The organism is Desulfovibrio sp. 7SRBS1, from assembly GCF_049723905.1.
In the GTDB taxonomy this organism is placed as follows: Bacteria; Desulfobacterota; Desulfovibrionia; order Desulfovibrionales; family Desulfovibrionaceae.
The window spans coordinates 4,007,856-4,019,856 of sequence record NZ_JBJKFD010000001.1 but is presented as its reverse complement, the minus strand read 5'-3'; the positions used below and the strand labels follow the sequence as shown (position 1 = coordinate 4,019,856).

Annotated in this window: 9 protein-coding genes; 2 read left to right on the top strand and 7 right to left on the bottom strand. The window is 56.3% G+C overall.

From position 1 onward, the window contains the following. Positions 1-151: 151 nt before the first annotated feature. A complete protein-coding gene (locus ACI0FJ_RS17745; RefSeq protein ID WP_424305599.1) occupies positions 152-1,018 on the bottom strand; it encodes a hypothetical protein in 867 nt (288 codons plus the stop codon). 633 nt (positions 1,019-1,651) lie between these two features. Between ACI0FJ_RS17745 and ACI0FJ_RS17740 the strand changes: the two genes are divergently transcribed. Next, entirely contained in the window at positions 1,652-2,317 is a 666-nt protein-coding gene (locus tag ACI0FJ_RS17740) for an NAD(P)/FAD-dependent oxidoreductase (protein ID WP_424305597.1), read from the top strand. A gap of 221 nt (positions 2,318-2,538) precedes the next feature. Here the strand turns inward: ACI0FJ_RS17740 and ACI0FJ_RS17735 are convergent, their stop codons facing one another. From ACI0FJ_RS17735 to hisC, 6 genes are all read right to left on the bottom strand, one after another. Beyond that, positions 2,539-3,591, bottom strand: a complete 1,053-nt coding sequence (locus ACI0FJ_RS17735; protein ID WP_424305595.1) for a hypothetical protein — start codon at positions 3,589-3,591, stop codon at positions 2,539-2,541. A 163-nt stretch (positions 3,592-3,754) separates the two neighbouring features. Next, positions 3,755-5,008 carry an EAL and HDOD domain-containing protein gene (locus tag ACI0FJ_RS17730; protein ID WP_424305593.1) on the bottom strand — a complete coding sequence of 418 codons (1,254 nt, stop codon included), beginning with the start codon at positions 5,006-5,008 and terminating at the stop codon, positions 3,755-3,757. 9 nt (positions 5,009-5,017) lie between these two features. Further along, positions 5,018-6,070, bottom strand: coding sequence for an N-acetyl-gamma-glutamyl-phosphate reductase (gene argC, locus ACI0FJ_RS17725; protein WP_424305591.1), 1,053 nt, complete (start codon positions 6,068-6,070; stop codon positions 5,018-5,020). 126 nt (positions 6,071-6,196) lie between these two features. Beyond that, positions 6,197-6,484, bottom strand: a complete 288-nt coding sequence (locus ACI0FJ_RS17720; protein WP_424305589.1) for a DUF1844 domain-containing protein — start codon at positions 6,482-6,484, stop codon at positions 6,197-6,199. Positions 6,485-6,534: 50 nt separating this feature from the next. Continuing rightward, positions 6,535-7,212, bottom strand: coding sequence for a (d)CMP kinase (cmk, locus tag ACI0FJ_RS17715; RefSeq protein ID WP_424305587.1), 678 nt, complete (start codon positions 7,210-7,212; stop codon positions 6,535-6,537). After that, the gene (gene hisC, locus ACI0FJ_RS17710; protein WP_424305585.1) at positions 7,209-8,309 is read right to left on the bottom strand and encodes a histidinol-phosphate transaminase; all 1,101 of its coding nucleotides are present in this window, start codon (positions 8,307-8,309) and stop codon (positions 7,209-7,211) included. Before hisC ends, cmk begins: the two co-directional genes overlap by 4 nt. Positions 8,310-8,765: 456 nt before the next feature. Between hisC and ACI0FJ_RS17705 the strand changes: the two genes are divergently transcribed. Further along, positions 8,766-11,852 (top strand): MASE3 domain-containing protein, encoded by a 3,087-nt coding sequence (locus ACI0FJ_RS17705; protein WP_424305583.1) that lies wholly within the window; start codon positions 8,766-8,768, stop codon positions 11,850-11,852. Positions 11,853-12,001 lie beyond the last annotated feature (149 nt).

Below are 12,001 nucleotides of genomic sequence, written 5' to 3'. Positions count from 1 at the left end.
TATTTACTTCACCTGCACCCGAACCGCAACAAAACAGCACAATGCCGTAAGCGTTTCCGGTGCCTGCGCCAGCAGACCTTAACATATCACCCAGGGCAGCAAAGCATACATTCCACGTTACACCGCCACGCTGCCAAAGAAACAGAATCCTTCAGCCGTTGCAGACACTGCACTCGGGGCGGCTGACAAGAACCGCGACCTGCCGTCCGTCCGGCGTCACCATGTTCAATGCCATGTCGCTCGGCTGCAGGGTATTCCACTCCTCGCAGGCCACTTCCTCCACATTGCAGCTTTCCAGAACGCAGTCGCGATCCTTCAAAGCCGCGCGCAGGTAACCTTCGAGAATCTGAAAAAATTTGTTCTCCGTGCAGACGGTGTCGGACGGTGCCGATTCATTCAAGCTGATATCCCCCAGCAGTTCCACAGAGGCGGAACAGAACAGAAAGCTGAAGGCCAGAACACACTCGCCCTTTATCCGGCTGGTAAAACGGACGCATTGCTTGTTCGTTCCTGCCTGCGGAAATTCTCCACCGGGAAGCAGCTTGACGTTGCGGTCCACAAAACGGACGAACATTTTCTTGGCGGCCTCCATCATGGAAAGAACCACCTTGTAATCCTCAATGCTCGTCAGAATGTTGGAAACCTTTTGGGAGCGCTCCCGTTCCAGGGTGTAATATTCATCCATCAGGTCGGAAAAGGAATCCGCATCAAGATAGCCAAGGTGCAAAAGCGCCTCGCCCAGGTAGACGTTGTTCACACGCTGACGAAAGAGCAGGTCGTCCAGCTGATGCCTGCTGAGCATGCGTTCGGCCACGGCAATTTCGCCAAAGCGCCGGTTGTCCGAAGCCTGCCGGTCAAATATCTGGTCGGTGTCGTCAGAGCTCATCAGTCCGGCTTCAATGGCCAGGCCGCCGATACGCTGGTTGGTCCGTTCCTGGTATTCAAGGCCTTCCAAGAGCTGTTGCTCGGTAATGACACCTTTGTTCAGCAGGAACAATCCGAGATAATTGGCCGCCATGTATTCGCCCTCCGCTGCAGTGGCTTTCGTGTGATGCTCACAGAACAGCAACCATGTTCTGTGAAAGGCCGCGACCTGAAGAACGCGGTCTACAGGTTGGCCCACGCCGTTTCTGATGGCGCATGGCAGGCTGTGCCACCATGGCACGGCCGCGTGTCCCACTCCATTATTATAATAAAGCGAATTGGGCGGATGAGACACGCAGTTTCGCCTCGGCGTCGGCTCCCCCCCGTACAAGGCGGACAAGGGGGACAACTGCACATAGCAGTTTCGTCTTGTTTTTTCTTTTTTTTTCGATGTGTGCAAGGATTTACTGACTTACGGTATCAATTACAGAGCCATTTTCCGGGCCAGTTTTTCTCCAGGTTCCATTTGCTTCGTCGCCTGCACCCTCCAAGGCAGCGGCCATAAAAGACATGGCAGGCACCCACCTCCTTACCGCAAAAAACAACTTCCGCGAACCGACATTGCAAACGACACACAAATGCCACTGCCCCGAGACAAAGGGGAACGGGTATGCCCGGCTGGCGCTCCGCCCCGCTCTGTGGCAAACACCCCGAAACATGCTCCGCACGCCGGGACCTCCCGGAGGGGTGCGGGCCCAACAAAAAAAGAACAGGAGAACAAGAGATAATGTCCGAAACTCCCAACGGCGCCATCCTGCAGCGCGACAAGGAAACCTTTGCCATTGTTCCCAGAACTCCCGCCGGGCTGCTCACCCCGGAACTGCTGGAAAAAATCGCCGAGGTCAGCCGCGAGTTCGACATCCCCACCATAAAAATCACCTCGGGCCAGCGTATCGCCCTGGTGGGTGTGCGCAAGGAAGACGTTGAAGCCATCTGGGAACGTTTGGGAACGGGCGTGGGCCGCGCCGTGGAAATGTGCGTCCACTATGTGCAGGCCTGTCCGGGTACTTCGGTCTGTCGGCTCGGAGTGCGGGATTCCCTCAGGATGGGGCTGGAAGTGGAAGAGATGTTTCAGGGTGTGGACATGCCCGCCAAACTCAAGTTCGGCGTGTCCGGGTGCCCTTTGTGCTGTGGCGAAAGCTATGTGCGCGACATCGGCCTGATAGGCACCAAAAAAGGCTGGACCGTGACCTTTGGCGGCAATGCAGGCAACCGTGTCCGCCAGGGCGACGTCATCATTGAAGAAACGTCCCGTGAACAGGCATTGGCCATTGTCCAGCGTCTGGTGGAGTATTACAGGGAAAACGGCCGCAAACGCGAACGCACGGCCCGCCTTGTCCAACGTGTGGGCATAAAGGCTGTTCGCCAAGGTGTCCTGGCTGCAACCGAATAGCCCAAACGCATCCCCAAACGGATAACCGGGGCCGCCCACCGCAATCCACCGCAAAGGGAAAATATCCCGCAGATGCGCAAGGCCGGTCCGGGCCCCGGGCCATATGGGCGTGAAGACCCCGCGCCCATATCCCAGGCCATTCAGAGAAAAATTCTGAAGACGCACGAAAAGGCTGTCGGGGAGAAAAGATTGAGTTTCGCGGGCTGCGGACCCCATATTCCTTAGCGGGGCATATTGCTGCGGCGGAAAAAATCCTTGAAGGATTCCTGCCAGCTTTCCAGGACCTTTTGCAGGTACTTGAGATTGCTTTGTATGGACGCTTCGTAGGGGTTGGCCTTGCCCATATCGTTGAAGTGGACGGTCAGAAAATCCGCCACATTGGAGAAATCCTCTTCCAGACGCTTGCGGGCCACCTGTTCGTAAAAACTGTGCGTCTTGCGCAAAAGGTCCAGTTCCGAATCAAAACCGGGAATGTCGGCCTCGGAGAACTCGCGGTAGAGATAAAAAAGTTTTTCAAGGTACCGCCGGTCCGCCATCTGGGCCAGCAGGTCCGCCGTTCCCAACATATGGCCCAGCAAAAGGCTTTCCTCGGAATGGAAATCCAACGCCTCGATATCGATCCAAAGATCCGTACAGCGAATGATTTGACCGCAGTCCTCAAGCTGCTGGCGGGAAAACCCTTCGTCGGCCAGGTATTCGGTCATAAAGGCGACTCCGCGCTCCTCATGGCCGACGGTGTACTTGGCACCCGAGCCTTCCTTGTCGTCATCCCGCTGAATATAGCCGATGTCGTGGAACAGCGCGGCCAGCACCCCCATTTCCGGCCAGCCGGGGCTGAAGGTTGTTCCAGCCAGCGACGCGCCGTGCATCAGTCTGACCATGGCCAGGGTAACGGAAAGGGTATGGTCCAGGTCGTGGTACAGGGTGTTGCAGGCCTGGTAGCCCGGATATTCCCCACGGAAAAGCCGCAGAGTATCCAGGAATGCCCTGCCGAACAATTCTCCGGCAGGCGTTCCGCCAAAGCCCTGCGACGTATCATCTGCGTCCCCGCTGTATGCGGCGTCTGCGGTGTCTGCGGCGTCTGCACGGCTCTGGTCCTGCTCTTCGTCAAAAACAGAACCTGAAGAACGCAAACGGGACAAGATGCCGAGAATCTCGTCGAGAACAATTCCGGGGGGCATGCCGCCAACCTGAAGCGAGGGGTGCATTTCCGAAGAAAGACCGGCAGTTCTTCCCGAGGCGGAATATGGGGTATGAATTCCCGGAGGTGTCACAAAACCTCCGAAGAGATCAGCATGATCATGTACGAATAATGACACACCATCCCTGTCAATGCAATACTGTCTGCCAAAGAAACAACGCATCCACAGGGCTTTCGCAGAGAGATAACGGCCATATAACGGCCCGTTTTCCGCGGTCTGGAGGGGGCGGGAGGGGTCAGGAAAGATTGCCGAAAATGTCTGCGGTCCAGGCCATGGCTTCGGCATTGTAGCGGGCAGCCCGCGCCGGATCGAGTCCATGGTCGATCAGCTGGTTTTCCAATCTCGGCCAATTTCCTTTTTCCAGCTCAATAACCATGTCCAGCCAAATACGCATGTTGTTCCTTTCCCCGGAAAGGGCCTGAACAATGTCGTCCCCCAAAGGAAGCTCTTTAAGCAGCTCGGCCATGGGAGCGCCCAGCAAGGCATCCAGCAGGGAAAAAAGCCCCAGCATGAACATGGACTCGGCCCGGCATTTCACGCACGGCTCATTTTCGGCCAGCAGTTCGAGAAACTTGCCCCGCTTGGCCGAGGTATAGGCCAGCTCGCTGGTGAGGCTGCTGGCAGAAATATCCGCCAGGACCACCACGCGCAGCCATTGTACAAGCTGCAGCCGTCCCAGCAGCACCACGGCCTGCTGGATGGAGTCGATCTTGTTGGGCAGTGCGAAAGAGGCGGAGTTGATATAGCGCAGCAGCCTGTAGGAAAGCGACAGGTCCGCGGCTATCAGGGTGCTCAGCTCGGCCACGTCGTAATCGGGCAGGCTCAGATGGTGCAGAAGCTGCACCTTGGCAAGCTGGCTTGTGGATACTTTTCTGCCGGAGAGCATTTCCGGCCTGCAAAAAAAATAGCCCTGAAACAGCGAGAACCCCAGCTCCTTGCATTGCCTGAAAACGTCCAGGTTTTCGACCTTTTCGGCCAGGAGCATGCTCCTGTAGCGTTTGAGCCCTTGGGCAACGGAACGCAGCCGGATGCTGTCCAGCTGCAGCACGTCCACCTTGATGTAATCCACCAGGCGCAGAAAAGGATAGAACTTGGGATCGCCCGTGTAGTCGTCCATGGCCAGCCTGTACCCGGCCGCACGCAGCCTTTTCAGTGCCTTGACCACTGTTTCCGAGGGTTCCACGGTTTCCAGTATTTCCACCACGCATTGCTCCGCAGGCAGAGCAAAGGCGGCATCCTGCAAAAGCAGCTGTTCCGGAAAATTGATCAGAATCCGCAAATCCGACGAAAGACCATGGGAAGCAATACCCAGCCCGTCCACAATGATCTGCGACGTGGCGGCATCCTCGTCCCCTACCTGGGCTTCATTGGAATTGTCGAATTGCCGGTACAGCAGCTCGTAGCCCCAGATGTTCATACCCACGTCGTAAATGGGCTGACGTGCCAGAAAAAAAGATTCTGTGGTAGGGGGATACGTAGGCTGCTGCATAGGCTCTGTTTAGGGGGCCAAGGCCGCGAAATCCAGGCCGGACTGCAAAGGCAGCCCGCAGACAAGATTGGCGTTGGCCAAAGCCTGCCCGCTTGCGCCGCGGCACAGGTTGTCGATGGCTGTGACAATCAGCAGGCGGTTGGTGCGTGGGTCGACCACCAGCCCGATGTCGCAGAACATGGTTCCCCGGACCCAGCGGGTTTCGGGAAGCTCACCCAAAGGCAGTACGCGCACCCACGGCGCGTCTGCATAAAAATCGGTGTACAGGGCGTGGATGTCCTCGACCGTGCGTTCCTGTGTCAATTTGGTGTAGATGGTCGAAAGGATGCCCCGGTTGATAGGCAGCAGATGGGTATTGAAGGAAATCCGCATGTCCTCGCCCGCAACCAGGGAAACCTCTTGCTCTATCTCCGGAGTATGGCGGTGTTTGCCCAGATTGTAGGCCCGGAAGGTGTCGGACACTTCGCAGAACAGCGAGCCCACGGCAGCCTTGCGGCCCGAGCCGGTAGCCCCGGACTTGGAATCGGCAACGATGTCCGAGGTATGGACAAGGCCATTCTTCAGGGCCGGATACAGCCCAAGGATGACCGACGTGGGATAGCACCCCGGATTGGCGATCAGTTTGGCCTTTGCCACGGCTTCGGCATTGATCTCGGGCAGGCCGTACACTGCCTGGGAAAGCAGTTCCGGATGGCGGTGCTCCTGTCCGTACCACTGGGCATATACCTGGGGATCGCGCAGGCGGAAGTCGGCGGAAAGGTCCACCACGGGCACTCCGGCCTTGAGCAGCTCGGCTGCGAAATCCATTGCCGCGCCGTGGGGCACGGCCAGAAAAACCACGTCGCAGTTCCGGGCCAGATCATCGGCCTCGGGAACGCTCACCTGCACATCGGCACAGGCGGTTGCGCGCAGTCCGGGAAAAAGATTCCCCAGCACCGCGCCAGCCTGGCTGCGCGAGGTGGCGCGTACGAGACGCATGCTCGGATGGGTTGCGAGAAGCCGGGCCATTTCCATGCCCGTGTAACCGGTAACGCCGACAAGTCCAGCCTTGATGTCTTTCATCCGTATATCCAGGTAATTGCACGCCGTCCGCACGGCTTCCGTGTTCAGGCGGACAGCTTTGTTTTTTCCCAAAAAATGGTGTTCCTGCCTCTGTACCGGCATGTTCGGATGCCGGTCGGCCTAGGTTCAGCCGTTGGCCACAAACTTCATGCGCAGTTCGTACAAAATATCGTCCAACAAACGTTTTTCAGTCTCGTCCAGGTTGCCCTGGGTCTTGCACTTGAGCATGCACAAAATATCTATGGTATGCTTGGCAAGATGCATGTTGGTCTCAATGCGGCCGGTTTCCGGTGCGGGAACCTCGCCCAAATGTACCATAGCAGAGGAGGACAGGGAAAGGACAAAGGTGGAAAAGGTTGCTTCCGGCATGATGTGGCCTTCGCAGCCGCATCCGCCTTTTGTATCGTTGCTCATGATCGTTTCCTTGAAAAAAATAATCTTGTTGGCGCGTACACCGTAAAAAACTATTGCGCTTCGTTTTTCCGAATCTGTTCCATGATCCGGCTGAAGACCTCGTCCACGCCAATGCCCGTCGTATCCACGGTCACGGCGTCGTCAGCCGCACGCAGCGGCGCAATGGGACGGTTGCGGTCCTGGGCGTCACGAATTTTGATCTGCAGGGAAATCTCATCCAGATCCGCATTCTCGCCCAAGCCCTGCAGCTGCAAATACCTCCGCCGGGCCCGTTCCTCGACGCTGGCATCAAGAAAGAACTTGTCCGTGGCATCGGGAAAAACCACGGTGCCCATGTCGCGGCCCTCGGCAACCAGGGAAACGTCGCGGCCAATGGCCTGCTGCGCCTGCTTGAGGAATGCCCGCACCGTACCCAGTGTGGCGATATTGGAGGCCCACAAGCCTGCCTTTTCCGTACGTATTGCAGGGTCGAGAGGCTCCCCGTTGAGCAGCAGCTCCGAGTCCATGCCCTGCCCCTGCAGGCTGAAATCCAGGTCACAAAGTCCGGCGGAAAGCCTTTCCTCGTCCCATTCCCAGGAACCTTCCCCCAGAGTCCAGGCCACGCCGCGAAACATGGCTCCGGTATCCAGGTAAGCCACGCCCATGGCCTGGGCCACGCGCTTTGCCAGGGTGGTCTTGCCCACACCGGCAGGACCGTCCAACGTCACGATGCGACATTTCTCGCTCATGCAAGCAACTCCTCAAGGGCAGCGACCACAGCCCTGTTTTCCTTCTCCGTTCCAATGGTCATGCGAATGAGATCCGGTCTGTCATAGCCTTCCAGAGAACGTACAATGATTCCTTTTTGCAGGAGCTTTTCAAAAAGAACAAGTGCATCCATGGGCGGTTTGAACATCACGAAGTTGGTCTGCGACGGCCAGACCTTGCAGCCCAGGGCGGTAAGGCGCTCGGTGAAATATTTTCTGCCTTCCACGACCACCCGCACTGTTTCCTTATAAAAGGTCTCGTCCTTCAGGGCTGCCTCGCCTGCGTACTCGGCCAGGATATTCACGCTGAACGGCAGACGCACCCGCAGGGTGTAGTCGGCCAGCCATTCGGGCATTATTCCGTAGCCCAGGCGCAGCCCGGCAAGCCCGTAGGCCTTGGCCATGGTACGCATCACGCAGGTGTTGGGCATACGGTCCAGACGGGGCACAACGGAATATTTTTCATAGGAATCGACAAAATCTATATAGGCTTCGTCCACCACCAGAAGGGCCTGGGGCGGCAGCTTGCTGGCAAACGCTTCAATTTCGTCGGCCGTGATGGAAAGACCGGACGGGTTGTCCGGCGTAACCAGAACAACCATGGCCGTATTTTCATCCGCGGCGTCGGCCAGTTTGTCGAGCGAAAAACCGAAATCTTCATCAAGCGGCACGCTACGGTATTCCACGCCACACAGTTTGGCCTGGAGAGGATACATGCTGTAGCAGGGATCGAAGGCAAGCATGTGGTCCTTGCCGGGGCGGCACTTGATGCGGATAACCATGTCGATGATATCATCCGATCCGTTTCCGGCCACGATTCTGGACGCGGGCACGCCGACTTTTTCGGCAATGGCCCGTACCAGACCGGGGGTTTCCACACGGGGATATCTGAAGACCTCGTCCGCATGGTCGACCACCACCTTTTGCACCAGCGGGGATGCTCCCAGGGGGTTTTCGTTGCTGGACAACTTGATGATATTATTGAGCCCGTACCGTTCCTTGATTTCACCAATGGACAGGCCGGCGCTATATGCCTTGAAAGACGGGATGACTTCCCGCACATCCTTGACGTTTCTCATGGTATTTCCTCCGGAAAAGAATTGTTTTGGGCCAAAAGCGTACAGGGGTCAAGAGGACGAGGGAAGGATTCCCGGAAAAGACAGGCCTCTTCAATTTTGCAGACCAACCGCAGAACAACCAGGGAATGCGTTCCAAACAAGCTGCAAAATCATGTTTTCCTGTTAAATGGGTTCCCACAGCCTTCCAGACAGGGGGGCGAAATTGAACACTCCTGTTGCAACCTCTTGTTGAGTAGAACCAACCCCCCTTTGCCGGAACTGGTAGAGCGCATACCGTATCCCACTTAATGCATTAACTTATCCCCCAATTCGCCCCAGCAAAAGAATATGAGTCAACTCATTCCCCTTATCGCTATGAACTTCCATTTGAGGAACCATTTTGAAAAAAGAAAAAAGAACTTACTAGAGATTCCCCTATGAGTTGCATAGCCATTCATTCTATATTAGATTCCGGCCATGCTCCATACCAACTCGTCCACAGACCATCCGAAAGTCTTCATTGCCATTGCAGTCTGGCTTGTCAGTCTGGCGGCAATCTCCGCATTGAATGCTATCAGTTTTCTGCTTTTCCATTCAGTGGTCGAGCTGTTCAGCGTGGCCATAGCCCTGGGCACGTTCTTTGTGGCCTGGAACACAAAGTCCATCATAGATAACGGCTACTTGCTAACCCTTGGCATCGGCTTTGTCTTCGTTGGTTTTGTGGATCTGCTCCACACGCTGGCCTATCAGGGAATGAATATTTTCCCCGGATACAACGAACCGGAACTGGCAACCCAGCTCTGGCTTGTGGGGCGCAGTCTGCTGGCTGGGGCAATCTTCGGGGGGCTTATATTCCTCCGGCGCAAGGCTCCGGCCATCAAAATATTCTTTGTGTTCTTTGCAACAACCCTCGGCTTGCTCGCCCTCGTCTTCACCGGCTATTTCCCCTCCTGCTACAGGCCGGAAATAGGAATGACACCGTTCAAGATATGGTCGGAAATCATCTTCTGTGTTGTTTTTCTGGCCTCCATACTCCGCATCTACATGGCGCGCAGCGAATTCCACCCGTACATTGTCACCTATCTGCTGCTGTTTCTTTTGTTCAGCACCATTTCCGAAGTCTTTTTCACTTTGTACACCAGCGTCTACGGACTGCCCAATATCCTCGGCCATCTCACCAAACTCACGGCCTATTTCTTTCTCTACAAAGCGCTTATCCAGACCGGGCTTGCCCGCCCCTATGCCGCCCTTTTTCATCGCCTTAAAAATGCCGAGGAAAAATACCGCTCCATTTTCAACCACGCGCCCATGGGAATTTTTCGCTCCTCTGCCGACGGCAAATACCTGGAAGCCAACCCAGCCTGCGCCACGATAATGGGCTACGACTCGCCCGAGCAGATGGTACGGGAGGTAAAGGACATCTCCCTGCAGATGTACGAAACCTCGGAATGCCGGGCAACCATGCTGCGTTCGCTCTCCATGGCGGCACACTACCAGGTACACGAACTGCGGCTCCGCCGACGCGACAACACATGGTTCGACGCCCGCATGTACGTCAAGCGGGTGCCCGAGACCGATGGCGTGCCGCTGTATGAAGGTATTGTAATGGATGTGAGCGAGGAAAAACGGGCCATGCGAGAACTGGAATACGAGCGAACCAAGTACATCGGCATGGTGGACAATTCTCCCGATTACATTGTTCGCTACGACCAGGCACTCCGGCGCCAGTACATGAACCCGGCAGTGGAAAGGGCCTTTGAAGTCAATGCCGAGAATTTTCTTGGGAAGCCTTTCTTCGAAACCATACTTCCCAAGGGGTTGGATAAAGAAAAATACGCCGAAACCCTACGAGCCGTCTTTGAATCGGGAGAGGAAGCCGTCCTGGGGCAGGAGCTTGAGACGGTCTACGGCAACATCCATATGGACCTGCGGCTGACCCCGGAGTTCGGCTCGGACCATACGGTGCGCAGCGTACTCATGGTCGGACGCGACGTCACCCAGTTCCGCAACCTGGAGCAGCAACTGCGCCAGGCAAAGGAATCCGCCGAGTCCGCCAACGTGGCAAAAAGCGAGTTCCTGGCCAATATGAGCCACGAAATCCGTACCCCCATCAGTGGTATTCTGGGCATGGTGGAGCTGCTCAACAAGAGCGAACTGACGGGAAAACAGCGCCAATGCGTGGACATGATCACCGACTCCGCAACCTCCCTGCTGACCATCATCAACGATATTCTCGACCTATCCAAAATCGAAGCCCGCAAATTCGAGCTCAAGCCTCTGGACTTCGACCTTGTGGGGATTATGGAAAAAACCCTTGCCCCGTTTCACATCATTGCCGAAGACAAGGGCCTCGACCTCCGGCTGGAGATCCCCGAGGGCATGCCCGAAGCAGTGCACGGCGATCCGGAACGACTTGCCCAGATCGTCAAGAACCTTGTGTCCAACGCCATCAAGTTCACGGACAAGGGGAGCATCAAGGTCCGGGCGCATCTGGCCGCCGATTTGGGCGACGGCATGGAAATCCTCTTTTCCGTCACGGACACGGGGTCTGGCATCCCCAAGGACAAAATAGACGGATTGTTCAAAAAATTCAGCCAGCTCGACGCCAGCTACTCCAAGCAGCACGGCGGCACCGGGCTGGGACTGGCCATTTCCAAAAACCTGTCCGAACTCATGGGCGGGCGCATCTGGGTGGTCAGCGAACCGGGCACGGGCAGCACCTTCTTTTTTACCGTCTGTTTCAAAAATACCAAGGAAACCCTGCGTCGGGCCTTTACCAGCAAGGAAAGAACGCCGGAGCATCCTCTGTCTGCCACGGAGCTGGAGATTCTTCTGGCCGAAGACAACATGGTCAACCAGATGTTCATGGAGGAATTTCTCACCGAGGCCGGACACAAGGTGGTCATTGCCAAAAACGGACTGGAAGCCGTGGAGCAGCTCAAGCGCCACTCGTTCGACCTTGTTCTCATGGACATCCAGATGCCGGAAATGGACGGCATCGAAGCCACGCAGACCATCCGCTCCTGTGCCGAGGAGTATGTGGGCATCCCCATAATCGCCCTGACCGCCTTTGCCATGAAGGGCGACCGGGAGCGCATCATGGCTGCGGGCATGGACGGGTATGTTTCTAAGCCCGTGCAGTTCGACGAACTCTACTCCACCATAGAAAAGGTTCTGGACGAACGGTTCCAGGGCGCTCACAGCCTTCTGGACTGTTTGGAAAACGTTTCCCACGACCTGCTGGACAACAACGAACTCCAAAACCGTTTCGACGGCAAGTGTCACCTGCTGCCCGGACTGGTGGAAACCTTCACTCATCAGCTTGACGAGCTGGATAAAAATCTTCTCAAGGCCCTGGAAAGCAAAAAGCGGGACGACCTGCACAGGCTGGTGGCCGAACTGGCAGGGCTGGCCGGACTGCTCAGCGCCAGCGGAGTGCGCGAGGTTTCCGCAAGGGCTGCGGCGCTGCTTGCCGACGACGACGAGAACCTGGACTGCGTGAACGACGTCCGGGAAATGATCCACAACACCCTGGAAGCCCTGCGGACCTGCCGCATCCACTAGCCCTCCAAGCCCTGGGCGAGGAACCGGCTTTCCGGCAGGATTTTTATCTGCCCTCTACTGCAAATCGGAATTGATCCGTATCTGCACATCCTCTCGTTTTTCTTCACTTTTTATTTTGACTTTGATTATCGTTTTCATTAATGTCGTAC

Coding starts and splice junctions, on each gene's coding strand:
- ACI0FJ_RS17745 (WP_424305599.1), bottom strand. CDS start 1,018: ATGGCGGCCAATTATCTCGGATTGTTCCTGCTGAACAAAGGTGTCATT.
- ACI0FJ_RS17740 (WP_424305597.1), top strand. CDS start 1,652: ATGTCCGAAACTCCCAACGGCGCCATCCTGCAGCGCGACAAGGAAACC.
- ACI0FJ_RS17730 (WP_424305593.1), bottom strand. CDS start 5,008: ATGCAGCAGCCTACGTATCCCCCTACCACAGAATCTTTTTTTCTGGCA.
- argC (WP_424305591.1), bottom strand. CDS start 6,070: ATGAAAGACATCAAGGCTGGACTTGTCGGCGTTACCGGTTACACGGGC.
- ACI0FJ_RS17720 (WP_424305589.1), bottom strand. CDS start 6,484: ATGAGCAACGATACAAAAGGCGGATGCGGCTGCGAAGGCCACATCATG.
- cmk (WP_424305587.1), bottom strand. CDS start 7,212: ATGAGCGAGAAATGTCGCATCGTGACGTTGGACGGTCCTGCCGGTGTG.
- hisC (WP_424305585.1), bottom strand. CDS start 8,309: ATGAGAAACGTCAAGGATGTGCGGGAAGTCATCCCGTCTTTCAAGGCA.
- ACI0FJ_RS17705 (WP_424305583.1), top strand. CDS start 8,766: ATGCTCCATACCAACTCGTCCACAGACCATCCGAAAGTCTTCATTGCC.